General features: G+C 61.2%; 23 protein-coding genes. 3 read left to right on the plus strand and 20 right to left on the minus strand.

Annotation, left to right across the window (positions count from 1 at the left end):
- The first annotated feature begins 171 nt into the window (after positions 1-171).
- Positions 172-519 (plus strand): RNA polymerase-binding protein RbpA, encoded by a 348-nt coding sequence (locus M1E02_RS10590; protein WP_011692034.1) that lies wholly within the window; start codon positions 172-174, stop codon positions 517-519.
- A 145-nt stretch (positions 520-664) separates the two neighbouring features.
- Here M1E02_RS10590 and M1E02_RS10595 read toward each other — a convergent pair whose 3' ends face one another.
- The 18 genes from M1E02_RS10595 to M1E02_RS10680 form a co-directional block, all read right to left on the minus strand.
- Positions 665-1,405, minus strand: a complete 741-nt coding sequence (locus M1E02_RS10595; protein WP_479377981.1) for a polyprenol monophosphomannose synthase — start codon at positions 1,403-1,405, stop codon at positions 665-667.
- A 121-nt stretch (positions 1,406-1,526) separates the two neighbouring features.
- Entirely contained in the window at positions 1,527-3,209 is a 1,683-nt protein-coding gene (locus M1E02_RS10600; protein ID WP_479377982.1) for an amidohydrolase, read from the minus strand.
- 47 nt (positions 3,210-3,256) lie between these two features.
- On the minus strand, positions 3,257-6,151 hold the full coding sequence (locus tag M1E02_RS10605; RefSeq protein ID WP_479377983.1) for a DEAD/DEAH box helicase: 2,895 nt from the start codon (positions 6,149-6,151) through the stop codon (positions 3,257-3,259).
- A gap of 24 nt (positions 6,152-6,175) precedes the next feature.
- A complete protein-coding gene (gene tatC, locus M1E02_RS10610; protein ID WP_479377984.1) occupies positions 6,176-7,012 on the minus strand; it encodes a twin-arginine translocase subunit TatC in 837 nt (278 codons plus the stop codon).
- 6 nt (positions 7,013-7,018) lie between these two features.
- Positions 7,019-7,288 carry a Sec-independent protein translocase subunit TatA gene (gene tatA, locus M1E02_RS10615; RefSeq protein WP_479377985.1) on the minus strand — a complete coding sequence of 90 codons (270 nt, stop codon included), beginning with the start codon at positions 7,286-7,288 and terminating at the stop codon, positions 7,019-7,021.
- A 35-nt stretch (positions 7,289-7,323) separates the two neighbouring features.
- Positions 7,324-7,716: a hypothetical protein gene (locus M1E02_RS10620; protein ID WP_479377986.1), complete on the minus strand. Its 393-nt coding sequence runs from the start codon at positions 7,714-7,716 to the stop codon at positions 7,324-7,326.
- Positions 7,717-7,726: 10 nt separating this feature from the next.
- The gene (locus M1E02_RS10625; protein ID WP_479377987.1) at positions 7,727-9,715 is read right to left on the minus strand and encodes a helix-turn-helix transcriptional regulator; all 1,989 of its coding nucleotides are present in this window, start codon (positions 9,713-9,715) and stop codon (positions 7,727-7,729) included.
- 128 nt (positions 9,716-9,843) lie between these two features.
- Entirely contained in the window at positions 9,844-10,239 is a 396-nt protein-coding gene (locus M1E02_RS10630) for an FKBP-type peptidyl-prolyl cis-trans isomerase (protein WP_479377988.1), read from the minus strand.
- Between the two features lie 68 nt (positions 10,240-10,307).
- A complete protein-coding gene (locus tag M1E02_RS10635; RefSeq protein WP_479377989.1) occupies positions 10,308-11,243 on the minus strand; it encodes an FKBP-type peptidyl-prolyl cis-trans isomerase in 936 nt (311 codons plus the stop codon).
- Positions 11,244-11,353: 110 nt separating this feature from the next.
- Positions 11,354-12,718: a Pup--protein ligase gene (pafA, locus tag M1E02_RS10640; RefSeq protein WP_479377990.1), complete on the minus strand. Its 1,365-nt coding sequence runs from the start codon at positions 12,716-12,718 to the stop codon at positions 11,354-11,356.
- Position 12,719: 1 nt separating this feature from the next.
- Entirely contained in the window at positions 12,720-13,427 is a 708-nt protein-coding gene (gene prcA, locus M1E02_RS10645; protein WP_479377991.1) for a proteasome subunit alpha, read from the minus strand.
- A gap of 1 nt (position 13,428) precedes the next feature.
- The gene (prcB, locus tag M1E02_RS10650) at positions 13,429-14,253 is read right to left on the minus strand and encodes a proteasome subunit beta (protein WP_479377992.1); all 825 of its coding nucleotides are present in this window, start codon (positions 14,251-14,253) and stop codon (positions 13,429-13,431) included.
- Between the two features lie 66 nt (positions 14,254-14,319).
- On the minus strand, positions 14,320-14,523 hold the full coding sequence (locus M1E02_RS10655) for a ubiquitin-like protein Pup (RefSeq protein WP_458113967.1): 204 nt from the start codon (positions 14,521-14,523) through the stop codon (positions 14,320-14,322).
- A gap of 84 nt (positions 14,524-14,607) precedes the next feature.
- Positions 14,608-16,281, minus strand: a complete 1,674-nt coding sequence (gene dop, locus M1E02_RS10660; protein WP_479377993.1) for a depupylase/deamidase Dop — start codon at positions 16,279-16,281, stop codon at positions 14,608-14,610.
- Positions 16,278-18,062 carry a proteasome ATPase gene (gene arc / locus M1E02_RS10665; RefSeq protein ID WP_479377994.1) on the minus strand — a complete coding sequence of 595 codons (1,785 nt, stop codon included), beginning with the start codon at positions 18,060-18,062 and terminating at the stop codon, positions 16,278-16,280. The genes dop and arc overlap by 4 nt, the downstream gene beginning before the upstream one ends.
- Before the next feature lie 82 nt (positions 18,063-18,144).
- Positions 18,145-19,209: a tRNA (adenine-N1)-methyltransferase gene (locus M1E02_RS10670; RefSeq protein ID WP_479377995.1), complete on the minus strand. Its 1,065-nt coding sequence runs from the start codon at positions 19,207-19,209 to the stop codon at positions 18,145-18,147.
- Between the two features lie 130 nt (positions 19,210-19,339).
- Positions 19,340-20,512 (minus strand): site-2 protease family protein, encoded by a 1,173-nt coding sequence (locus M1E02_RS10675; RefSeq protein ID WP_479377996.1) that lies wholly within the window; start codon positions 20,510-20,512, stop codon positions 19,340-19,342.
- On the minus strand, positions 20,505-21,254 hold the full coding sequence (locus M1E02_RS10680; protein WP_479377997.1) for an HAD family hydrolase: 750 nt from the start codon (positions 21,252-21,254) through the stop codon (positions 20,505-20,507). Before M1E02_RS10680 ends, M1E02_RS10675 begins: the two co-directional genes overlap by 8 nt.
- A gap of 152 nt (positions 21,255-21,406) precedes the next feature.
- Here M1E02_RS10680 and M1E02_RS10685 point away from each other — a divergent pair, with 152 nt between their 5' ends.
- Positions 21,407-22,312 (plus strand): PAC2 family protein, encoded by a 906-nt coding sequence (locus M1E02_RS10685; protein ID WP_479377998.1) that lies wholly within the window; start codon positions 21,407-21,409, stop codon positions 22,310-22,312.
- A gap of 4 nt (positions 22,313-22,316) precedes the next feature.
- Here the strand turns inward: M1E02_RS10685 and mshC are convergent, their stop codons facing one another.
- Together mshC and M1E02_RS10695 are read right to left on the minus strand one after the other, a co-directional pair.
- The gene (gene mshC / locus M1E02_RS10690; protein ID WP_479377999.1) at positions 22,317-23,624 is read right to left on the minus strand and encodes a cysteine--1-D-myo-inosityl 2-amino-2-deoxy-alpha-D-glucopyranoside ligase; all 1,308 of its coding nucleotides are present in this window, start codon (positions 23,622-23,624) and stop codon (positions 22,317-22,319) included.
- A 15-nt stretch (positions 23,625-23,639) separates the two neighbouring features.
- Positions 23,640-24,473: an undecaprenyl-diphosphate phosphatase gene (locus M1E02_RS10695; protein ID WP_479378000.1), complete on the minus strand. Its 834-nt coding sequence runs from the start codon at positions 24,471-24,473 to the stop codon at positions 23,640-23,642.
- 52 nt (positions 24,474-24,525) lie between these two features.
- Between M1E02_RS10695 and M1E02_RS10700 the strand changes: the two genes are divergently transcribed.
- Positions 24,526-25,461, plus strand: a complete 936-nt coding sequence (locus M1E02_RS10700; protein WP_479378001.1) for an aldo/keto reductase — start codon at positions 24,526-24,528, stop codon at positions 25,459-25,461.
- Positions 25,462-25,498 lie beyond the last annotated feature (37 nt).

A 25,498-nucleotide genomic window follows, 5' to 3' on the forward strand; every position in this document is an offset into this window, starting at 1 on the left:
AAACCGTATAATAGGATATTTGTCCGACCGGTTCAATAAGGCTGGAACAAGAATGCTGCGCAAAGCGTTGGAGTTAACGATGCAACGTAGTGCAAACCGTAGTCCGGGGGCTGTCACTTACCTCCGGCTAGCGCAGAGCCAGGCTCTGCGAACCGACCAAAGGGAGAAATCATGAGCGATCGCAGCCTGCGGGGCATGCGCCTCGGCGCACAAAGCATGGAGACGGAATCCGGTGTCGAGCCGGCTCCCCGCCAGCGGGTTGAGTACCGTTGCGAGGACGGCGAGCAGGTCTTCGTCACCTTCTCCTCGGAAGCTGAAATCCCTCCGGTATGGGTGTCGAAAACGGGCAAGGAAGCTCTCCTGGTGGACGGCGAACGCCCCATCAACAGCAACGAAAAGGCCGTCCGGACCCACTGGGACATGCTCCTTGAGCGCCGGTCCCTTCCCGAGCTGGAACAGATCCTTGAGGACCGCCTGACGATTCTGCGTGAACGCCGTGGAGAACGCCGCTCAGCCTAAGGGCTGAATGCGCAGACGCCACAGGAGAACCGAGCACAAAAGAGAGCCGGGCTCCCTCATCGTTTATACGATGAGGGAGCCCGGCTTTCTTGTGTCTTGATGCCGTGGGCTGCTGGAGCCGTGGGCAGGGTTAAGCGCAAGCAGCCTATGCTGCGGAGCTCTTCCTGGCGGTGAGTTTCTGCCACCGCGCGGCGAGGCCCCAGCGCGTGACGTTGATCATGGCTTCAACCACAATGTTTCCGCTCATCTTCGAGTCTCCGAGTTCGCGTTCCACGAACGTGATGGGGCGTTCAACGATGGTGAGTCCCAGCTTCGCAACACGCCAGGCAAGGTCAACCTGGAAGCCGTAACCAACCGAGGCCACCTCATCAAGGTTGAGCTTTTCAAGCGTGGTGCGACGGAAGGCACGGTATCCGCCAGTGACATCCTTGATCTTCAGGCCCAGCATAAGCCGCGCATAGGTGCTCCCCACACGCGAAATGGCCTGCCGGTAAAGCGGCCAGTTGACTACGCTGCCTCCAGGAACCCAACGGGATCCCATAGCCAGATCGGCGCCCTGCTCCAAGGCTTCCAGCAACTGCGGAAGCTGCTCGGGCTGGTGCGAGCCATCGGCGTCCATCTCTACGAGGACGTCGTAACCGGCGTCAAGTCCCCATTTAAAACCGGCGATATAGGCCGCTCCGAGTCCGGCTTTGCCCTGGCGATGCAGGACGTGGATCTGGGAATCCTCTGCAGCCAGGCCATCCGCGAGCTGCCCTGTACCGTCCGGGCTGTTGTCGTCAACAACCAGAACGTCCGATGCCGGGACAGCTGCCCTCAGGCGGCTGATTGTCTTTGGCAGGGATTCCAGCTCATTGTAGGTCGGGATGATCGTGAGGACACGCACAGCGAGGCCTTTCCTTGGTGGGAGCGGTCAGAGCGCGCAAAGACCAGGCGAAAAGCCGAGCTGCAGGCGCAACTTTCTATTATAGGCGGTTCATCCTAGGTCAAAATCCTGTGAGACCGCCCTAACCGCGGAGGCCGTCATGCGAATATAGCTCTTTGCCGTCGTGGACCGTCTGGAGACATACGGGGCTGACCCCGGTGTCCAGGGCCGGCAGGAGCGGTGTCCTTGCCCGGGGATCGGTGCTCCAGGACTGTACACGGCCGTCGGCTACCTGGACCATCAGTTCCTCGACCTCCCACACCGCAAAGCTCGCCGGTGCCCCCGGCACCAGCTGACCAGCCATGGGGTCTGAATACTTGGCGGCGCGCCAACCCGCCCGGGTGTGCCCCAGAAATGCTGCCCGTGCCGAGATCCGCTGCTCCGGATTACTGTGCTCAAGGCAGGCCCGCACGCTTTCCCAGGGTCGAAGAAGCGTGACTGGACTGTCGCTGCCGAAGCAAACAGGCACTCCCGCCGAATAGAGGGAGGCGAAGGGATTCATGGCGACGCGGCGTGAACCCAGCCGTTCCTGGTAGAGGCCTCTTTCAGCGCCCCACGCTGCATCGAATGCCGGCTGGGCGCTGACAGTGATGGAGTGACGGGCCAGTCTCGCTATGGCCGATGGGTCAGCCATTTCCACATGTTCAAGCCGGTGTCCTGCCGCCCGGATGCGCTGATCGCCAACCTCCGCGGCTGCCTGGTCGAATGCTTCCAGCACAGCGTCCAGTCCGGCGTCGCCGATTACGTGGAAGCCGGCCTGAATTCCCAGCAGCGAACAGGCTGCAATGTGCGCGGCCGCCTGGTGGACGGAAAGGTACGTGGTTCCCCGCTCCCCCGATGCATCGCTGTAATCGGCGCGAAGAGCAGCAGTCCTGGACCCGATGGAACCGTCAATGTTCAGATCCCCTGCGAGCCCTCTGACGGGAACCCCAAGTCCGTCAAGAATCGCCTGCACTTCCCTTTCGGAACCGGCGAGCTCGCCGCGGTAGGCCAGTATCTCGGGGAAGTCCTGTCCGGAGGCCTCGTTCCAGGCCACTGCCTGCTGAAGGTCCAGGACCGTCCCGATATGGGGAGCGGACATTTCCGCGAGGGCTACGTAGCCATTGGCTGCAGCTTCCGAAAGGGCTTTGCGCTGGAACTGCTGGATCTGTTCGGCGGGGAATTGACGGGCTGCCAAACGTGCGGCCGAATGCTCCTCCCGTTTCACCTGGCTGTCGGCCCCTGCTTCCACAGAGTGCGGCGATGACAAGTTGGCCGCAGCTGCCAGGGATGAGGAGACCAGCGCCGAATGGGCGTCCACTCTCGCCAGGTAAACAGGTCTGCCTCCAGAGGCGCGCTCCAGTTCTTCCCTGCTGGGGAGGGTTCCATCGGGCCAGGAACTCTCATCCCAACCATGACCCATGACGGTTCCAGTACCACCCCAGGCGGCGACGGCGTCGAGCACTTCCCCCGCCGAGCGGACCCCATCAAGCCGGAGTGAGGCCAAGGCAATCCCCGTCTCAGTGAGATGCACATGCGAGTCAACAAAACCCGGTGCCACCAGCGCGCCCCTGAGATCAATGACCTCCATCGAGTCGTCAGCTATGGACGATGCCGCCTGCTCGGAGCCCACCCAGGCCACCGTTCCTTCGTCCACGAGCATCGCGGTCGCAAATGGATCGGCAGCGGTGTAGACGGAACCGTTGCGGTACAACGTCACACTCCGTGGGGCCTGCTTGCCTTTTGCCGGCTCTTGGGACGAGGAGCCAGACGATAAGTCAGACATGGATTAACTACTCCTGAAACCTGGTAACGAAACTGATAGTTGGCGGATCATGCGACAGTGGAATACGCGACGACGCCGCGACGCACCAACGTGATCGCTTCACTGCAAAGTCTGGCAATCCGGGGATCAAGGCCTGGAATTTTGGCCAACTGGTCGAGGAGGTCAATGACCTGCTTGACCCAGCGGACGAAGTCGCCGGCCGCCAGGTCGGTTCCGCTGAGCACTTCCTGGAGATGGCGGCCTTTCGCCCATTTGAAGATGGGCCACATAAGTCCCAGCTCCGGTTCGCCTGTCAGCGGAAGCTTGTTAGCTTCCTCGGTGTCCTCCAGCGCGGACCATTCCTGAACCACAATGTCCACCGACGTTTCCAGCGAGACGCTTGGCATTCTGGGCCTGAGGCCACGGTCTTCGCGCTTTGCCTGGAACACAAGGATGCTCGCCAAGGCAGCAATTTCCGCTGCATCGAGTTCGTCGAACGCGCCTTGCCTGAGCGCCTGGGAGATCAGCAGATCTTTTTCCCCGTAGATGCGGCGCAACCGCTGGCCGTCCGGGCCGATCACTACTTTGCCGGATTCAGTCGTTTCAAGGTATCCGTAGCTGAACAGCACCTCGCACACCCGGTCAAAGGTCTTCGCAATGGTGTTGGTCCGGCCCTGGATCTGGCGTATAAGGCCGTCCGTCTCCTGGCGCAGCTTCCACCAGCGCTCGGACCACCGCGCATGATCTTCCCGTTCGCTGCAGCCATGACACGGATGGGACCGCAGGGAACGACGCAGCTCGGCGATCTTTCGTTCCTGGTCCGGAAGCGCAGCGGCTCGGCCAAAGTCGTTGTGCCTGCTGCTGTCGGGTGCAGGGGGCCGGTTTTCGCGGATTGCATTACGGGCGGAGGAAGCAAGCTCCCGGCGGGACTTGGGCACTTTGGCGTTGAAGGACTTCGGGATCCTGATGCGGGTCACAGGAGAAACCGGCCCCTCGAGGTCGTGAATTCCGATCCTCCGCAGCTGGTGGTCCATAGTGAGCACCGCCGGCCTCGGCTCCCGGGACGTGTGATCAGAACTCAGCACAACCGCGAATCCCGGAGCCCTTCCCGTAGGTACGTCAATGACATCGCCAGGAAGAAGACGGCTCAGGGAGTCTTCCGTGAGGGATTTCCGGGCACGGGACTGGCCACGGGCCGCAACATTCTCGGCCTCGGACAATTCACGACGCAAGCGGGCATACTCGGTGAAATCTCCCAGGTGACACGTCATGGACTTGCGGAATCCGGCCAGTGATTCCTCCCGGCTCCGTACCTGCTTGGCGAGGCCGACGACGGAACGGTCGGCCTGGAACTGGGCGAAGGAAGATTCGAGGATTTCACGGGCCCGCGGCCTGCCGAACTGGGCCAGAAGGTTGATGCTCATGTTGTATGTGGGACGGAAGCTGGAGTTCAGCGGGTAGGTGCGCCGGGATGCGAGACCCGCTACCGCCGCCGGGTCAGTTCCCGGTTGCCACAGCACCACAGCGTGACCCTCGACGTCGATACCCCGCCGGCCGGCGCGGCCGGTCAGCTGCGTGTATTCGCCGGCGGTGATCCCCACATGGGCTTCACCGTTGAACTTTTCCAGCTTTTCCAGCACCACAGAGCGGGCCGGCATATTCACACCCAGGGCGAGAGTCTCCGTAGCGAAGACTGCTTTCACCAAGCCCTCGGCAAACAGCTTCTCCACTACTTCCTTGAACGTGGGCAGCAGCCCGGCGTGATGGGCAGCCAGTCCGCGGAGCAGGCCGTCACGCCAGCTCCAGAATCCCAACACATCCAGGTCCTCCGAGGGAATGTCCTGGCCTGCTTCGTCAACGCGCATGGCGATGATCCGCTGTTCCCTCTCTGTGGTCAGCCAGAGTCCCGCGGATACGCACTGTGCGACGGCAGCGTCACAACCTGCCCGCGAAAAGATAAAGGTGATCGCGGGCAACAGATCCTGCCGGTCCAGGCTGGCGATGACCTGGGGGCGGCTGGCCTTGCGCACAGGGCTTCGCTGCTCGGCCGGGGCACTGGCGTTCTCCCGGCGGTGCTGGCCATGCTGGCGGCGCTGGCTCCGGCCGCCGTGCCCGAACCGCCCACGGAAGTTCATCTGGCTTTCGGCCTTCGCCATGGAAAGCAGTTCAGGGTTCACTTCAAAGCCGCGCTGGCTTGCCGCCTCCACTGAGAGAACAGGTTCAGCCGCGTCGGCGTCGGCAGGGGCAATTTCGTCGAAGGACGTCTCACCCGCGAAGAGATCCACGATGTTCCGGCCCACCATTACGTGCTGCCACAGGGGAACCGGACGGTGCTCGGAAACGATGATGTCAGTGTGGCCCCGGACAGTGTCCAGCCACGCACCGAACTCCTCAGCGTTGGAGACGGTGGCGCTGAGTGAAGCCACCTGGACTTCGCTGGGGAGGTGGATGATCACCTCTTCCCACACAGCCCCACGGAAGCGGTCGGCGAGATAGTGGACCTCGTCCATCACCACGTAACCAAGGTCGTCGAGGGAATCGGAATCGGCGTATAGCATGTTCCGCAACACCTCGGTGGTCATCACCACCACGGGCGCGTCCCCGTTGATGCTCGTATCCCCGGTCAGCAGGCCAACGTTGTGAAGCCCGTACTTTTCGGTGAGCTCGGAGTACTTCTGGTTGCTCAGTGCTTTGATCGGTGTGGTGTAGAACGCCTTGAGGCCACGCTGCAGGGCGAGGTAGATGGCGAACTCTCCCACGATGGTTTTCCCGGCGCCTGTGGGGGCTGCAACGAGTACTCCCCGTCCGGCCTGGAGTGACTTACAGGCCTCACGCTGAAAGTTATCCAGCTCAAACTCCAGGGATCGGACAAAACCACCCAGATAGGTATTGGCTTCGGCGGTCCGTTCAACGCTGGCCCGGTAGAGCTCGGATGGCGACTGCGGCCCGGATATGGAGGACATGCATCAAGCCTAGTGGGCGAAGAGCTAGAGATTGCCCAGTTCAGTCCGTGGGGTTGCAATGTTGGCAGAGGCTTCAGTCTCGGCGGCGCGCTTTGCGGCTTTGCGATCACGACGGCGGTCGTTGAGGAGGCACAGCCCGATAGCGGCAAAAAACAGCGCCAGCATGGGACCGGCCAGATAGAACATGCTCATGGCGTCAGCGCCAGGGGCCGCCATTGCCGCGAACAGGCATACCAAGAACACGGTGATCCGCCAGCTCTTGACGAGCTGCTGCCCCTTGATGATGCCCGCCAGGTTCAGTCCAAAAAGCACCACTGGCAGGAGGAAGGCAATGCCGAAGGCCAGCAGGAGCCGCATGACGAAAGCCAGATATACCTGCGCAGTGATGTAGTTGGAGCCCCCGATTGGCGTGAAGTCTGTGAGTACCCGGACCGCGTTGGGCAGCACCAGCCAGGCCAGAACTACCCCGCCGACGAAGAGCGGGACTGCGGCCGCCACAAAGGACAATGCCAGGCGACGCTCTTTTTTATGCAGGCCGGGAACGATGAAGGCCCACAGCTGATAGAGCCACACCGGGCTGGCAACTATCAGGCCAAGGAAAACCGACACCTGGATCATCAGGTCGAAGGAACTGGCTACACCGTCAAAGTTGAGCGAGGCTTGGCGCCCCTCTTTTTCGTTGAGGTCAACGATGGGTTTGATCAGCGCGGCCAGCATCGGCTGGTAGGCCAAAAACCCGACAATTGTTCCGAGGATGACGCCGATTGCGGACTTGAACAGCCTGTTCCGCAGTTCCTTGAGATGGTCAAGCAGCGCCATCTTCCCCTCAGGGTTGGATCGGCGGCCCATGGTTACTGCCATCTGGACTTAGGCGCGGTTCGACGGCGGAACGTCAGTACCGTCCGCGGGGCGGTTGTTGGTGGAGTCGGTGCGGGGGTGGTTCACCACTTTGCCTTCGACGGGTTCAGAGCCGTCTTTCGCTTCCGGGGTGCCGTCCTTCTTCATTTCCCGGACTTCCGACTTGAATATCCGCATCGACTGCCCAAGGCTCCTGGCCATGCCAGGCAGGCGTGGTGCAGCAAAAAGCACCAAAGCCAAAACGATAATAATGATCAGATGCCAGCCTTCAAGCCTCATGTTGGGAGGTCCTTTCGTTTAGATACATCCTACGTCTAACTGAATTCGATGTCGCGCAGCCGCTGGGGCTGGCCGCGATCGGCCTTGCGCTGAACGCGCCGGGCTCGGCGCCTTTCCTGACGCGCGGCTTTGCCCGCCTGATACTCGAGCCGCATCTGCTCCGGGGAAGCGAAGACAGCCAGCCCTGGCGGAAGGGACTGTGCGAGCCCTCCGGCTTCCGATCCATTTTCCGCAACAGCATCCGGATTTAGGTCAGCCATCGGGTCGCTGGACCGGTGGCCGGACTGGCCAAGGCGGCTTCCGGCCTCCCCAAGTTCCTTGAATGTGGCCATGGCTTGACGGAAGAGCCGGAAGCCGAGAACGGCGTAGAACAGGAGCGACAACGCAACGAGCGCTATCCAGAGAAGGATCCAGGACCACCAAGGCATGCTGAGTAGTCTAGCTGTCGTAGAGGGCCAACGCTTCTTCGATCCACCGGCGTGCAGCGGCAGCTGCATCGTCAGGCCTCAGGATCCGTACCCCTCCGCCATGCTGGGCAACAAACGCCGGGAGCCACTCCGTGCTGCCAAACCGGATTTCGGCGAGAAGTCCGGCATCTTTATCACCATCAGTAAGAGGTGCTGTCCGCTCGGCGTAGTAGTCCTCGGCGAGGCCGGCAGCTTGTCGGCTGAGCTGCACGGTGACTACTGTGTCGTCGTCGTTCGGGGTGAAGAGCTTGACGGGGAAACCCTCCGAAGCCTCGGCGTGGTCAGATGAAAGCCTGCCGTTTGGATGGAGTTTTTCGATCCGGTCCAGGCGGAAGTTGCGAAGCCCTTCCACGGAGTGGCAGTAGGCCTCGAGGTACCACGTGTTGTCCAGCGAGTAGAGCCGCAGGGGATCAACATCGCGTTCGGAGAAAGAGTCACGCTGAGGTGACAGGTAGACCAGGTGGAGCTGGCTTCGGGACTTAATCGCATCCCTGGCAGTCTGAAGATGAGCGGAATTAGCCGGGCTGACTTCAGGTCCTGCCAGCGAGGCGGCCCTCAGGCCTTCCTCCCCCGCAGCCGCCATGAGCTTCAGCGTTACTGATTCCAGGGCGCTTCCTTCGGCGAGTTCCGGCAGTCCGTTGAGCGCTTCGAGGCCGGTAAGGAGGGCGCAGGCTTCATCAATCGTGAAGCGGACAGGACGGTTCAGGTCAAGGTCCTGGGTGATATAGACGTGGTCGTCCTCCCACTGGATGTCGAGCAGGTCGTCCGGATACCCCTCTGGCAAACCTGAACAGATGAGGATACGGAGATCGTCCTCCAATTCCTTCCTCGTCACACCAAAGCGGTCTGCAACCTCACGGATATGCAAGCCCTGATTATGGACAAGGAAGGGCACCAGTTGCAGCATCCTTTGCAACTGGTCCTCGGAAGTACGTTTGCGGGTGCGCTTGGCAGCGGTGTCATTCGGGAACTTAATCGGCGGCATAGGTTCGGCCGCGAAGCTCACGGCTGCCGTGAGCCGCCGTCGGACTGATTCCCTCAACTCCTCCGGCGAAACGACCAGCACATTGGGGCCATAGGAGGCCAGCTCCTCCCCCAGCACCGCCGAATCCCGGTAACTGACCTCGAGACGGTCCCAGCCGTCGTCGGGAGCGTCAAGGGACTGTACTGCCTTCTTCCGCAAGCCCAGCACACGCCCTTGACGCACATCCACGAGGGCTGTCCTGAGCGGGAGTTCGGGGAGTTTACCGAGCTCGGCCCGGGCACTAAAGCCAACAGGCGGGGTGTAGGAGTCCTTCTCAAGCACCGTGACGGCGGAAGTGAAACGCGAGAGCCGGAAGTACCTTTGCGCCCCACGGGAACGGTCGAAGGCCACGAGGTACCACTGGCCAAAGCGGCTTCCGAGCCCCCAAGGCTCCACGAGGCGTTCTTCTTCATTCCCCGTTGTGCCAGCCAGATAACGGAAGCTCACCGGATGCTGGGAGTGCATAGCAGCAACGAGGTCCTCGAAGGCCTGTCCTGGAGGCTTGATCCGTGGCTGCACGCCGGCTGGTATTTCGGCTGCAGATGATAATTCACCGGTCGCCTGGAGTTTACGCATGGCGCTGAGTGCAGCCGAACCAAGCGCAGCATGCTCCCATAACTGGGAGGCAAGAATAAGGACCGTGCACTCCTCCGGTGTGAGGCTCACATCGGGCAGGCGGTTCGATTCCTTACCGATCCGGTAACGCGTGGTTGCCGGATCATCGGATCCCCAGCCCTTGTCTGTGACGGTTTCCACGTCGAATCCGAACTGCCGGAGATCATTCTTGTCACGTTCAAACATCCGGCCAAAAGAAACATCGCTGCTGCCGGAGTCGTGGTAAATCTTCTCGCGCAGCTCACTGCGACGCAGCCCATACCGGGTGTTGAGGAGGGCAATGAGCAGGTTCAGGAGGCGTTCAGTACGTGAGGCGGACACCCCATCAACGTTACTAAATACCGCTTGCTGAAATGCAGGAAGCGCGGCATCAATCGGAAATACCGCTCCGATTGTTACCGCGCTTCCAGGCTCAGCGGGACTGATGGCCCAACATTGCTGATTGGTGCTTAGCGCACGCCGACCAGGTCAACGACGAAGATGAGCGCCTCGTTGGGGGCAATGGCGCCTCCGGCTCCACGGGAACCGTAGGCGAGCTCGGAGGGGATTTCCAGCCGACGGCGGCCGCCTACCTTCATGCCCAACAGGCCCTGGTCCCAGCCCTGAATGACCTGGCCGACGCCCACCTTGAAGTCCAGCGGCGCTCCGCGGCCCCACGAGGCATCGAACTCTTCACCGGTGGACCACGCAACGCCGACGTAGTGCGTTGACACGGTGTCTCCCGGCTTGGCTTCGGCGCCGTCGCCCTCGATGAGGTCTGTAATCACCAGCTCAGTGGGGACATCGCCCTCAGGGAAGTCAATTTCCGGCTTCTGGCGGTCGAAATCACGCTGACCAAATGACATGGTTGCTCCTTTTGTTCGGGGTTTCTTGGTCTTATAACCGTATGGCTCAAGGCCGAGGAAGGCGTGAGCTACTTCTTGGACTTGATCTCAACAACGAAGACCAGCGGACCGGCAGGCTTCTTCTGTGCCGCGGCATTTGGGCCGTAGGCGAGATCTGTCGGGATGGTCAGCAGGACTTTGGATCCTACTTTCTGCCCGGTCAGGCCAAGTGTCCAGCCCTTGATGACCTGGCTGAGGGAGAATGTCGCAGGTTCGCCACGGTCGAAGCTTGAATCGAACTTTGAGCTGTCTTCCCATCGCCAACCCGTGTAGTTGGCCTCGATGGTGTCAGCTGCTGCGACCGTTTCGCCGGTGCCCTCAGAAAGTACCTTCGCTGACAGGCCGGCAGGAGCATCCGTTTTCGGAATTTCCACTGACGGAACACCCTTGTCATCGAAAGTGACCTTAGGGAGCTTTCCGTCCTTGTCCAACTGCTCGGTTTCTTCCTTGCTCAACGCCTTGGGAGCTTCCGTAGCGGCGAGCACCTTGATGATGATCAGGTTGCTCGGCTGTTCTTGCCCGCCCTGGGCAGCGGCCTGTCCGGGAAGGGCGAGAGCGATGAATGAGCCGATCTTACTTCCGACAAGCGCGTTGTAGATCTCGGGACTACCGGTTTTTGCTTCTTCGCTGAGCTCCAGTGGCTGGGGCTCAGTTGAGAAGGTGTCCTCAAGAGTGGAGCCATCCTTGCCGTTAAGGGCTACATAGGAGATCTGGGCGATCTGATTCGCCTTAAGGCTGTCTCCATTACCTTCTTTGACCACCTTAATGGTGGGTTTTGTGACATCCAGCGGCTTGGTGAATTCAACACCTGGCGCCTTCTTGTCTCCATTTTCAGTGAGCTTCAGGGTGTCGAGCTTTGCTGTTTCACCCGCGGATTGACTTGTTGGCTCGGGAGCGGCAGCTGATCCGCCGCACGCGGTCAGCAGCAGCAGTCCGGGAATGAGAATTGCTAGTATTCGGCGCACGTAAGAACTTTCGTCGGGGCAAGATGGACGTCATGCCGGCATCATGCTCGCGGCAGAACAAGGGTGGCCGTATAAACGGCCCCATCCAGCTTAACCCCTGAAGCTGGGTATCAGCCCATAGAGTCCAGAAGTGCATCCACCCGGTCATCAACGCTGCGGAATGGATCCTTGCAGAGAATAGTCTGATGCGCCCTGTCGTTCAGTTTCAGGTGCACCCAGTCAACGGTGTAGTCCCGGCCCAGCTCCTGGGCTCTCCGGACGAAGTCACCGCGGAGTTTGGCGCGGGTGGTCTGCGGAGGGGCGTCCACAGCGTCCTTGATGTCGATGTCCCCTACCAGGCGACGTGTGGCTCCCCTCGACTGGAGCAGATAAAAGAGTCCCCGTGAACGGGAAATGTCGTGGTACGTAAGGTCCAATTGGGCAACCCTGGGGGCATCGAGTCCCAGACCATGGCGCTCACGGTATGAGTCCATCAGCTTTTTCTTGATGGCCCAGTCAATCTCGGTATCGATGGTGCGGGTGTCTCCACTCTCGATGGCGTCGAGGGTTCGTCGCCACAGGTCAAGTATCAGCGGCACATGCGGATTATGGGCGCCGTTCTCGGCCACGAAGGCGGTGACTTTGCTCAGGTATTCGTGCTGGATCTCAAGCGCAGTGAGCTGCCTGCCGTTGGCGAGCCGGACCAACGCCCTGCCTGTGAGGTCGTGGGAGATCTCCCGGATGCTTCGGATGGGATTTTCCATTCGCATGTCGCGCATGATGACTCCCGCCTCAATCATCCGCAGAAGCAGGTCGACTGTACCTATTTTGAGCAGCGCTGTGGTTTCGGACATGTTGGAATCACCAACAATGACGTGGAGGCGCCTATAGAACTCAGCGTCCGCATGAGGCTCGTCGCGGGTGTTGATGATGGGCCGGGACCTGGTAGTGGCCGAGGAAACACCCTCCCAGATGTGGTCTGCCCGTTGCGAGAACGCGAAGGTTGCCCCGTGGGGAGTTTTCAGGATTTTTCCTGCACCAGCTATCAGCTGGCGGGTGACCAGAAAAGGGATGAGGATCTCCGCGAGCCTGGAGAACTCGCCACGGCGCGGAATCAGGTAGTTCTCATGGCTGCCGTATGAATTGCCGGCGGAGTCCGTGTTGTTTTTGAAAAGATATACCGTGCCATTGAATCCCTCGGCGGCCAACCGGGCCTGCGCTTCATCAACAAGGTCATCGAGGATCAGCTCGCCCGCGCGGTCGTGCGCTATCAACTGCGCCAGGTCATCACATTCAGCCGTTGCATACTCGGGGTGCGAGCCGACATCCAGATATAACCGGGAGCCGTTCGTGAGGAACACATTAGAGGACCTCCCCCAGCTCACCACCTTGCGGAACAGGTAGCGCGCTACTTCCTCAGGAGCCAGGGGCCTGGAATCCGGACTGGAGTAGGAAATTCCAAACTCCGTTTCGATGCCAAAAATGCGCTTGTCCATGTTAGTTCCCCTCAGCTAGGAGTTCCGCGATCTCTGCGTCTCCAAGACGCCGGAAGGCCCGGCGCGTGCCGAGGGCAGTCTCCGATACCCGGTGCAGGACCGCTACTTCAACAGCCGAGGGAGGTAATGCCGAGGCGTCCTTGTCAGTGACGAGGCCGCGCATGGCCAACCGGACCGAACCAGCAAGATCGAGTTCCCGCTGCCAGCCGGCTTCCACGGCTGCCGAGACCTGTTCAGCCTGACCGCCCATCACGATGAAACCCTTTTCGTCAGCAATGGAACCGTCGAAGGTCAGGCGGTACAAATGGTCCTCGTCCTGGCGGGTTGCCACCTCCACGACGGCAAGCTCCACCTCGAAGGGCTTCTGCTCAGCTGTGAAGACCGCTCCGAGGCTTTGGGCATAGACGCTGGCCAGGCCCCTGGCAGTCACGTCCTCACGATCGTAGGAATACCCGCGGACGTCCGCGTACCTCACACCTGCCTGGCGAAGGCTTTCGAACTCGTTGTACTTTCCGACGGCGGCGAAGGCGATTTTGTCGTAGATCTCGCCGATCTTGTGAAGGGAAGGCGATGGGTTCTCGGCAACCAGGGCTATCCCGTCAGCGCCGCTGATAACCACCACCGACCTGCCCCGTGCAATGCCTTTCCGTGCGAAATCCGCACGGTCCTTCATCAGCTGTTCAGGAGATACATAAAACTGCTGGGTCATGTCAGGACTCCCTATGAGCCGAAGCCCGTGACTCTATGACTCGTTGGGCGGCCTCGGCCAGAACGGCCTCCGGCACACGGCGGGCGCCAGCACGGTTCACCGTGTATACCACCGGCCATAATTGCCGCACAGGATCCGGACCGCCCGTGGCGGAGTCGTCGTCGGCCGCGTCATACAAGGATTCAACGGCCACCCGGATCGCGTCATCCTCTGAAATGTTCGGATTCCACAGTTTCTTGAGCGCCCCCCGGGCGAACATGGAACCGGACCCAACCGTATGGTGTTCCTGCTCCTCATAACGGCCGCCGGTGACGTCGTAGGAAAAGAGCCGGCCAATTCCCGCCTGAGTGTCGAACCCCGCAAACAGCGGAATCACGGCGAGCCCTTGCATAGCCATTGGCAGGTTTCCACGGATCATGGCACCCAGCCTGTTTGCCTTGCCGTCCAGGCTGAGCAAAGTACCTTCGATTTTCTCGTAGTGCTCGAGTTCCACCTGGAACAGCCTGGTGATATCAATGGCAATCCCGGCGGTGCCGGCGATACCAAGCACCGAATACTGGTCTGCAGGAAAAACTTTTTCAATGTGGCGGCTGGCAATAATGTTTCCCATGGTTGCCCGGCGGTCACCGGCCATGAGCACGCCGCCTGCATACGTCAGGGCAACAATGGTGGTGGCATGCGGAACCTGCAGCGGCTGGGCGGACCCGGCTTGCGCCGTTGGAAGAGGATTGTTGAAGGGCAGCAGTCCGGGCCTGTCGCGTTGCAGGTGTTCGGTGAACGATGACGTCGCATTGGCCGCTACCTGGTTGGCTGTAGTTTCCTGCACTGCTGCACTCCTTCAACGTGGTGAATCAACGTTTTCCTCGCCCGTTGGGCACTGGCGCGCGTCCGCTTACTGGCCACCCTTTTGGACAAAGGCCCGGACGAATTCCTCAGCATTGGATTCGAGGACTCCGTCGATTTCGTCCAGAAGGTCGTCAACGCCTTGCGTGGCGGCTGACGCCTGGGCCTCCGCAGGAGCGGGAGGGGTTGCGGGGATGTCCTCGTCAACTTCACTGTCCCGTGACTGCGGTTGTTGCTGCTCCTGGCCTGCCATTGTTCCTCCTTCTGAGAGTCCCCAATTCCTGCAGGGACATCCTGTAAGCCAATAGTGCCACGCCGGAGGCTCCTGCGGGTGGCTTTATCCCGGTGGCGGAGTGGTGCCCAGTCCTAGGAGTTCCGCGAGGAAGGGCGCGGCCTCGTGATGACGGGCAAACAGTCCGCCGGTGAGTGCTTCGGTGCCTCGCAGTGGTTCGCGCGTGGGCACGCGTTGGAGCCGTCCGTAACCCGGAACGTCAAAGATGACCGAGTCCCAGCTGGCCCCCACGACGTCTTTGCTGAAGCTGCTGACGCAGCGTCCCCGGAAGTATGCCCTCGTGTCCGACGGCGGCTCAGCCACCGCACGCGCAATGGCCTGGTCGTCCACGATGCGCTGCATCCGGTCCCTGGACAGAAGCCGGTGGTACAAACCCTTTTCGGGGCGGATGTCCGCCCACTGCAGATCGATCAGTCCGAGGCGTGCGTTGTCCCAGTTGAGCCCGTCGCGTTGCCGGTAACCTTCCAGCAGGGAAAGTTTTGCGAGCCACTCCACCGAGGAAGCGGCGGCGTCGCGGTCGTTGTCCAGCTGGCTGAGTGTTGCCGCCCAGCACTCGAGGACTGCGTGCGTGTGACCGTCACCGTCCACCGTGTCAGCAACGCCGGCGTCCTGCGAGAGCTTTGCGGCTGCCTCGTGGTACATCCATTGAAGGTCCAGAGCCGTCACCCGCCGGCCGTCCAGGAGCCGGATGGTGGCCATGAGGGACGTGTCATGACTGACAGTTTGGAGGGCCGCTACAGGTTCGTGGACTTCCACTTTCGGGGCCAAGCCGGCCTCAATGAGGCTCAGCACCATGGCTGTAGTACCGAACTTCAGGTAGTTCGAGGTCTGGCTGAGGTTGGCATCACCAATGATGACGTGCAGGCGCCGGTACTTGTCCGCGGTGGCATGGGGCTCGTCGCGGGTGTTGATGATTGGGCGGCGGATGGTAGTTTCCAAACCCACTTCGGCTTCAAAGAAGTCAGCACGCTGGCTGATCTGGTAACCGGGCCTGGAGCTGTCCTGTCCCAGGCCGACGCGTCCCGCCCCACAGATAATCTGCCTCGTAACAAAAAACGGAGTGAGTCCCCTGACAATGTCGCCGAAGGGAACCGAGCGCGGCATGAGGTAGTTTTCGTGCGAGCCGTACGAGACTGACTTGTTGTCAGTATTGTTCTTGTACAGATTGATGGGCGGCAGGGTGGGGTCAGCAGCCAGGCGCCGGACTGCCGCCAGCACCACAAGATCACCGGCAGCATCCCAAGCCACCGCATCACGCGGGTTGGTGACTTCGGGGCTGGAGTATTCAGGGTGGGCATGATCCACGTACAGCCTGGCTCCGTTCCCGAGGACCATGTTCATGAGCAGCGAGCCGGATTCGTCGTCGCCGTCATGGTCCAGCTCGTCGCGGCCGTAGGCGATGGCGATAGCCTCGGCATCGAGAACCGGAGGCTGGTCCGTCAGTTGACTGGGATCCGCTGAAGTTCGCTCCACTGTCCAGCCCCTGGCGTCGTGCAGGGGTTCCTCGTCCGTGTAATCCCAGCGCGTCTCCGCTCCCCCGGCCGCCCGCTGCCTGGTGACCTGGGCATAGGCCTGGATGACGCGGGCGGACATCATGGTGGCATTTGCTCCCGGCGCAGAGGGAGCATGGATACCGTACTCTGTTTCCGAACCCATCACCCTCATGGCGCCGCCCGCCGGCAGGGCAGAACCTGGAGCGCGTTCGGGGCGGGCTGTCACAGGTACTGTCCAGTATTGGGCATCGTTTCGATGGACTTGCCCGGCTCCTGGCCTGCCTTGCCCTGGACAATGGTACGGATATAGGTAATCCGCTCACCCTTCTTGCCGGAGATCCTGGCCCAATCGTCAGGATTGGTGGTGTTCGGCATGTCCTCATGCTCGCGGAACTCATCAACTACGGCCCGGAGCAGGTGGTCTATGCGGATGCCCCTCTGGGCCGTCGTGAGAAAATCCTTTATGGCATACTTCTTTGCCCGGTCCACAACGTTCTGTACTACCGCACCTGAGTTGAAGTCCTTGAAGTAGAGCATCTCCGTATCACCGTTGGCGTACGTCACTTCGAGGAACTCATTGGATTTGTCCGTTGAGTACATCGCTTCGACTGTGCGCTGGATCATGGCATCAACGGTGGCCTGGACATCGCCATTGTGCTCGGCAAGGTCTGAGGCGTGGAAGGGCAGGTCCGTGGTGATGTACTTGTAGAAGATGTCGGCTGCCGCCTCGGCATCCGGCCGATGGATCTTTACCTTCACGTCCAAGCGTCCTGGGCGCAGGATGGCAGGATCGATCATGTCCTCACGGTTGGAGGCGCCGATGACAATCACGTTGTCCAGCCGCTCGACGCCGTCGATCTCGCTCAGCAACTGCGGAACGATGGTGGTCTCGACATCGGAGGAGATTCCGGTTCCGCGCGTGCGGAACAAGGAGTCCATCTCGTCAAAGAACACGACGACCGGGCTGCCGTCTGAGGCCTTTTCGCGGGCCCGGGAGAAAATGAGCCGGATGTGGCGCTCGGTCTCACCGACATACTTGTCCAGGAGTTCAGGACCCTTGATGTTCAGGAAGTAGCTCTTAAGATCCACGTTTCCTGTGCGCTCGGCAGCCCTGGCGGCCAGGGAATTGGCCACAGCCTTGGCTATAAGGGTCTTGCCGCAACCTGGAGGGCCGTACAGGAGGATCCCCTTGGGAGCCTTAAGCCCGTGTTCACGGTAAAGGTCCGGATGCAGGAACGGGAGTTCCACGGCGTCGCGGATCTGCTCAATCTGCGGACCCAGCCCGCCGATGTCGTGGTATGTGATGTCAGGGACTTCTTCCAGCACCAGGTTTTCAACCTCGGCGCGGGGCACCTTTTCCAGCGCGTAGCCGGTGCGGGAGTCGATGGACAGTGCGTCCCCCACTCGCAGCTTCTGGGCCATCAGCGGACCGGAGAGGCGGATGACGCGTTCCTCGTCCGCCCGGCCTACCACCAGGGCGCGGTCATGGCCCAGCATCTCCTTGAGCGTTACGAGGTCGCCGGCACGCTCGAAGCCGAGCCCCGCCACTACCAGGAGTGCCTCATTGAGCAACACCTCCTGGCCGACGGCCAGCTGGTTGATGTTGACCAGAGGGCTGATCCCCACGCGCATTTTGCGGCCGGCGTTGAAGATGTCCACCGATTCCTCGGTGGTTGCCTGAGTGGAACTGCCCGGCGCAGCCTGCCGCTTCGGATTGAGCTGGAGAATGGTACCGAAGCTGTAAGGCGGCTGGCCCTCCTGATCCAGGGCGTTCTTAAGCCGCAGGATCTCGGCCTTCGCGGTTTCCAGCATGCCCACGAGCTTGGTGTTGTTTTGCGTTGCTGCCGCGAGCTGGCGGTCGATGTGGCGGAGTTTGTCCCTCAGAATGTTGATTTGCCGGTCAGCAACCGAGAGTTCGCTGGCGCCGTAACGTGCACCGTCCTCGCCTCCTGGACCTGCCTTGTCCCCTGCGGGCGTCCGTCCTGATTCGTTGTTTGGCATCTCCATGATCATCAGCCCCTTCTTGCGCTCTTATTAAGACCATAGTCCCAACAGCGCAAGGTCTGCTGAAGGTAAGCGAAATTCAGGACTAGTTCGTGACCTTTGGATCGTCCTTGACATTGGTCCCCGCAATGGCGTCACGGGCAGCCCTTCGCAGCTTCTTATCAGACACCAGACGTTCTCCGACGGCACCTGGAGTCCAGGCGTTGACGTCTTCGTCGTTGAACTCTGTCTTCGATGGACGACGCTTTACTGAGATGCCTGTGACACCATCGGCCAGCCGGCGCGTTACCAGCAGGAATCCCGTGTGCGCCACCATCCGGTGGTCCGGGCGTACAGCCAGGCCCTCCAGGTGCCATCCCCGCACCATGGATTCCCACGCGTCGGGCTCGGTGAAACGTCCGTCTGCGCGAATGGCCTCGGCCGTCCGGGACAGCTGGGTCACTGTTGCAACATAGTTGATCCAAACACCACCGGGGGCAAGAACCGTTGCCACCGCATCCAGGCACTCCCAAGGCGCCAGCATGTCGAGCACGACGCGGTCGATGGAGCCGGGGGCTTCGCTGCGGACCACTTCTTCCTGGAAGTCGCCGAGTGAGATCTTCCATGCCGGATGCGGACCACCAAAGATCGTCTCCACGTTCCCGCGCGCAATATCGGCGAATTCCTCGCGTCGCTCAAAGGAATGCAGGTAGCCGTTGTCCCCTACTGCGCGCAGGAGGGAAATGGACAGGGCTCCGGAGCCCACGCCCGCCTCAACCACGCGAGCCCCGGGGAAGATGTCAGCCATGGTCACGATCTGCCCGGCGTCCTTGGGGTAAACCACTGCGGCTCCGCGAGGCATGGACAGGACAAAGTCGGACAGCAATGGCCGAAGCGTCTGGTATTGCTGGCCTACGTTGTTGGTCACAACGGAACCGTCCACTTTTCCGATGATCTCATCGTGGTTCAGGAATCCACGGTGGGTGTGGAACGCCCCACCCACCTCGAGGGTGATGGTGTTCATCCGGCCGCGTTCGTCAGTCAGCTGAACGCGCTCACCCTCGCGGAAGGGGCCCCGGCGCCTCGCGGCACCAACCGGCTCGGCACTTGCCGTAACCAAGCCTGGATTTTCGGCTGTGGTGGTACCGGTGGCGGCGTGATCGCTGCTCATGGACTGTTCCTCGCTCCTGTAATGCTGTCTGGCTGCTCATTGAGAGCGCCGGCACCAGGCGGCCAGGCCTGGTGGTGATTATGCTTTTTGCCCTATTTCATGGCCGGCAGGTAACTCTACCGGTTCCTGCTTATCTGCGCCCGTTGCGCTGTGCTTCCTTGCCGGTGATGGCATCCAGGACGGCATGCTTGTGCAATAGGCCCGTCACTTTGCCATTGTCATCAACCACGGCGTACTCGCTTCCGTTTATTCCGGACAAGTATTTCAGCAGATCCTGGCCTTTGTCCGATTCAAGAACGTAGGCGCCGGCGTCGAGGTTGTAGGAGACCGCGCTGGCGGCGGTGGCGGCCTCTGCTCCGGCAGGGACGTCCGCTACAGACTTGGGATCCACTACTTGCTTTGGACGGTTGTCGTCTCCGAACAGGACCACCGCCGGGAAACCGGCGGGCGAGAGACGCAGGACATCCGCCACGGTGGAAGTGTCGGAGAGCCCGACGGCGGGTTCGGCCAGTGCGGCCGCGTCCACCAGATGCAGACGGCTCCGCAGCCTGCCCTGCCGAATGGCGCCGGAAGCACTAACCCACAGGAAACCACTCACCAGGACTGTTATGACCATCTGGGTGATGTCCGGCTGTTGGCCGCTCAGCATTGGAAGGCCCACGAAGTACAGGACGAGGGCGACGACTATCAGCCTTCCCGCCCAGCCGGCCGCGATGGTTCCCTTGGCCTGGTTTCCGGTGGCCGCCCAGACGGCGGATTCCACCAGCCTCCCCCCGTCCAGCGGCAACCCGGGGAGGATATTGAAGATTGCGATCACGAAGTTTGCCAACATGAAGATGTAGGTGAGGTTTTCGGCGATTCCTGTCAGCGATCCTGTGGAATACACCGCCAGGCCACCAGCAGCCAGCACGAAGTTGGCTGCTGGGCCGGCCAGTGCAACTATCAGGGACCGGCCGGGTGTGGGTGTGAACTCCTCAAAACTCGTATGCCCGCCCCAGAGGTTCAGCACGATCTTTTCCGTGGACCAGCCATAGATTCTGGCGGTCAGCGCATGGGCGAGCTCGTGGACCAGGACACTGAACAGTAAGAGCAGCGCATAAGCGAAGGCCACAATGTAGACGGTCATCCCGAGCCGCGGATACGCCTGCGCAAGGAGGGGCCCGTAGGCGAAGACTGTAAAAGCGGCGATGACGAACCAGGAATAGGAAAGCACCACTCGAATACCAGCGATTCGACCCAGGGCGATGCCCTCGCGGAATCCGTTGCGTTGGCCGTTCGGTGCGCCTGTAGTGGACTCAGTCAACGCTGTTTCTCCCTGGTTCTGCGGCTTCCACCGGAAATGGGGCCAGCGGGAATTTCCGCCGACGCTCCACGAGTTGTTCCAGGTCCGCGACGCTGCGGCCCTCAAGGGTGTCCCACAGGGCATGGCGGGGGTCGTCCGTCAAGGCCATGATGTGCGGAACGGCCACAGTCACGGCTCCCGACGCTACGGCCGCGGCAACTCCGGGTGCGGAGTCTTCTAGCGCTACACAGTCAGCTGCAGTCAGTTCGGGATCGTTGCCCTGGAGGAGCTCGATGGCTCTAAGATACGCTTCGGGATCCGGCTTGCCCCGGCTCACGGTGTCACCCGTGACGAGAAACTCAAAATACGGTCTCGGCAGACTTGCCACGATTTCCCGGGCCAACGGTCCTTCAGACATGGTGACCAGCGCGCAGCGGACATCAGCCTCATGCAGCTGCTCCAGGAGTTCACGCGCCCCGGGACGCCATGGCACAGTGTCCCGTACCCTGCTGATGACCTGGGCCGTAAGGGTGTCGATGATGTCCCGGCGGGACATCTCCACCCCGGCCTCCTGCAGGATGCCGGCTGAGAACACGAGGGATTGCCCCACAAGTTGGAGCGCCTGTTCATGGGACCACTGACCACCGTGCGCTGCCACCAGCGCATATTCGGCTTCGATCCAGTAGGGCTCTGTGTCCACGATAGTGCCATCCATATCCCACAATGCTGCCTTCAGTACTGGCGGTGAGGCTGAGGATCGCATGCCTTCAAGTCTACGGGGAGCGCATGGCCGGCTATTCGCGCTACGCCCTCGGCGAATTCCGGGCTGAGGTTCCGGGTTACCTGCTGGTTTCATCCGGATTTCCAGCGATTCATTCAATGCGTAGCGTCCGCTCTTGGACGTAGGGTGAAGGAATGAATAGCTTTGACGGAGACATCACGGCGCCGGAGGGTACGGTCGAACCGGACCGGTTGCTGCAGCCTGTGCCCGAAGGGCAGCGCATCACTGTGATGCTCGCCGCCTTCGAAGGCTGGAATGACGCCGGAGAAGCCGCCAGCGATGCTCTTCGCTACCTTAACAAGCTCTGGGACGGCAAGAAGGTTGCCGCCATTGATGCGGATGAGTACTACGATTTCCAGTTCACACGTCCCACAATCAGGCGTACCCAATCCGGTGAGCGCAAGATCAAATGGCCGTCAACACGGATCTACAAGGCCAGCGCGCCGGACACCAATGTAGACATTATTTTCGTGCAGGGCACTGAGCCGTCCTATAAGTGGCGCGCGTACACAGCCGAGCTCCTGGTACACGCCGAAGCCCTCAACGTGGACTATGTGGTGCTGGTGGGAGCACTGTTGGCCGATGTACCCCACAGCCGGCCGATCCCGGTGAGTGCTTCGACGGACGATAATGCGCTGCGCGAGCGGATGGACCTTGAGGCCTCCCAGTACGAAGGGCCCGTGGGCATAGTGGGAGTACTTGCTGAAGTTGCACTGCTGGCAGGCCTGCCTACTGTTTCCCTCTGGGCGGCGGTGCCCCACTATGTTGCACAGGCTCCATCACCCAAAGCACAGCTTGCCCTGTTGCACCGTATCGAGGAGCTCCTGCAGATTCCCCTGGATACCCACGAACTTTCCGAAGAGTCCGATGCGTGGGAGCGGGGCGTGGATGAGCTCGCTACCGAGGATCCGGAAATTGCCGCTTATGTCCGCCAGCTGGAGGAGGCGAAGGACACCGCCGATCTTCCAGAGGCCAGCGGGGAGTCCATCGCCCGTGAATTTGAGCGTTATCTGAAGCGTCGGGGCAAGGACAAGCCCTAGAAATTTAGAGCTGGATGCCGAGCAGGGCGTCGAGTGCGTCGGTTATCAGCGCCGCATCCAGCTCTGAGTCTTCGCTTTGGAGTTCCGCGTCATGCAGCTTCAATTCGTGGAGGTCCAGTGCGCTTGCTGCCCAGCGGTCAACGGCGGCGAGGGCACCAGGGGCATTAAGGTCCTGCGACATCTCCGTCCGCAGTTCGGCTACCAGGCCTGCTCCCGATCCTTCCGGTGCTACGGAGACGGCGAGGGCCCAGCGTGCAAGCCTTGCTTTGGCCTGCGCAAATTCCTCCTCGGTCCACGACCAGTCAGAGCGGTAGTGGTGTGCCAGGATTGCCAGTCTTATGGCGGCTGGCTTCTCCCCTGCGGCCCTCAACTTGGACACCAGGACAAGATTGCCTTTGCTCTTGCTCATCTTTTCGCCATCGAGGCCCACCATTCCGGCATGGGCGAAGTGTTGGGCAAGGGGCAGCCCGGACAGTGAGTAGGCGTGCCCGGCTCCCATCTCATGGTGCGGGAAGATCAGGTCTGACCCGCCGCCCTGAACCGTGAACGGAGCCGGGAGGTATTGCTGGGCGATGACGGTACATTCGATGTGCCAGCCGGGCCTCCCTTCGCCGAGTTCTCCCCCGGCCCAGCTGGGCTCACCCTCCCGCGCAACACGCCAGAGAAGCGGGTCCAATGCCTGCCGCTTGCCGGCGCGCCCAGGGTCGCCGCCGCGCTCGGAAAACAGCTCCAGCATCTCAGATTCGCTGAGGCCTGAAATGGAACCGAGCGTCCAGGCGTCCGGACCTACCGAATGCTTACTCGCCGCTTCGACGTCGTAGTAGACGTCGCCGTCGGGCTCTCCCGCTGTTCCCGGAACGCGATAGGCGAGCCCGAGCTGCAACAGCCTTTCGATTGCAGGAACGATCATGGGGATGGCTTCTACTGCGCCGACGTAATGATCCGGCGGGAGGACGTTGAGTGCCTCCATGTCGGAGCGGAAGAGTTCGATCTGGCTTGCAGCCAGGTCTCTCCAGTCCATCCCGGTGGCAGTGGCGCGTTCAAGTAACGGATCGTCGACATCGGTCACGTTTTGGACGTAGGAGACCCGCTGGCCGGCGTCCCGCCAGGCCCGGTTCAGGAGGTCGAAAGCGACATAACTGGCCGCATGCCCCATGTGGGTTGCGTCATAAGGCGTGATGCCACAGACGTACATCGACTGCTCCCCCGGCCCGTCCAAGGCAACAAAGGAGTCTTTAGCCGAGTCGAAAAGCTGAACGGTGGGCATACGCCCGGGCAGCTGTGGGACGGAACGGGATTTCCAGGATTTCACAGCCCAAGCCTAGTGCTAGGCGCTGATGACGTTGAAACCGAGTAGCAAGTACAGCGCCATTCCAAGAAAGATGCGGTACCAGACAAACAGCCGGTAGCTCCGCGTGGAAACGAACTTCAGGAACCAGCCGATGATGACGTAGCCCACCACGAAGGCAATCACCGTGGCGAGGGCAGTCTCAGGTAACCCATAGGGGCCAGACACGCCGTCCTTGGAAACCACCTTATAGAGCTGGTAGAGGCCACTGCCGAAAACAGCGGGGATGGCTAGCAGGAACGAGTACCTTGCGGCAGCTTCCCGGGTGTAGCCCATCAGGAGTCCGGCGGTGATGGTTCCACCGGATCGGGAAACGCCTGGTATCAGGGCCATCGCCTGGGCGAAGCCGTAAATAATGCCGTGTTTGTAAGTCAGCCTGGTCAGGTCCGTGTGTTGCCGGCCGACGGCGTCTGCCACCGCAAGGATCATTCCGAAGACTATAAGGGTGGTGGCCACGATCCAGAGGCTCCTCAGGACCGACTCAATCTGGTCTTGGAAGAGCAGCCCCAGGATGATGATCGGCAGGCTGCCAAGGATCACCAGCCAACCCATCCGGGCATCAGGGTCCTGCCGGGACACCCTGCCACGGAGGGACCCTGACCAGGCCTTCATGATCCGCACGATGTCCCGCCAGAAATAGACGATCACCGCAGTCTCGGTACCCAGTTGGGTGATTGCGGTAAAGGCTGCACCGGGATCTGCTGCGTTCGGCAGGAAGGAACCGACTATCCGGAGGTGGGCGCTTGAGGAGATCGGGAGGAATTCCGTCAGTCCCTGTACAAGGCCCAGCAGGGCCGCTTCAATCCAGTTCACGTTTATAGACCCTACGTCATTGCACTTGGGGAATCCCCGTAAGCTTGCTGCTATGCAGCAGCGTTATGTCGGCAACAGTGGGTTGCGCGTGTCCGCCCTTTCTCTTGGCACCATGTCCTGGGCGCGTGAAACCGACGAGCAGGATGCCTCTGAACTGCTGCGGAACTTTGTTGATGCAGGCGGGACGCTGATCGACACTGCCGCGTCCTACTCTGAGGGCCAGGCCGAGGCGATTCTTGGCGGTTTACTGGGAGACGTTGTGGCCCGCTCCGAAGTGGTCATCTCCACGAAGGCGGGACTTTCGACGTCGGAGGGCCGGCGTCGGGTGGACACCTCCAGAAGCGGAATGCTGTCGGGACTTGACGCCAGCCTTGCACGTCTGGGCACAGACTATGTGGATGTCTGGTTTGCGCATGCCTGGGACCCCAACGTCCCCGTCCAGGAAACTCTCTCGGCCATGGAGCTCGCTGTCAGCAGCGGCCGGGCAAGGTATGCGGGTGTGTCGAATTTCAACGGCTGGCAAACGGCCAAAGCTGCAGCCATTGCGGGTTTCCCTCTTGTCGCCAACCAGTCAGAGTATTCGCTGCTGCAACGGCGGCCCGAGGACGAGCTCCTGCCGGCCATTGAAGACGCAGGACTTGGACTTCTGGCGTGGGCGCCCCTGGGCCGGGGAGTCCTGACCGGAAAATACCGCGGCCACATTCCTTCAGATTCCCGCGCAGCCCAAAAGAGGCTGGCGGGGTATGTGGAACCGTATCTTGAGCCGGAGTCATCAAGGATAGTTGAGGCTGTTGCCATGGCGGCAAGAGGCCTCGGCAGGACTCCCGTGGACGTCTCCCTGAGCTGGCTGGTTGCCCAGAATGGCGTAGCAAGCGCCGTGGTAGGCGCGCGCACCCCTGTTCAGCTGAAGGAGATCCTGGCATCCCAGCTTGCCCCCCTGCCGCCGGAAATTGCCAGGGCTCTGGAAGATGTCTCTCTGGTGCCCTGACAGTCAGCCGCCGGACTTTGCCAGCCGGGCTCCACGC

Source organism: Arthrobacter sp. Z5-13, from assembly GCF_056499105.1.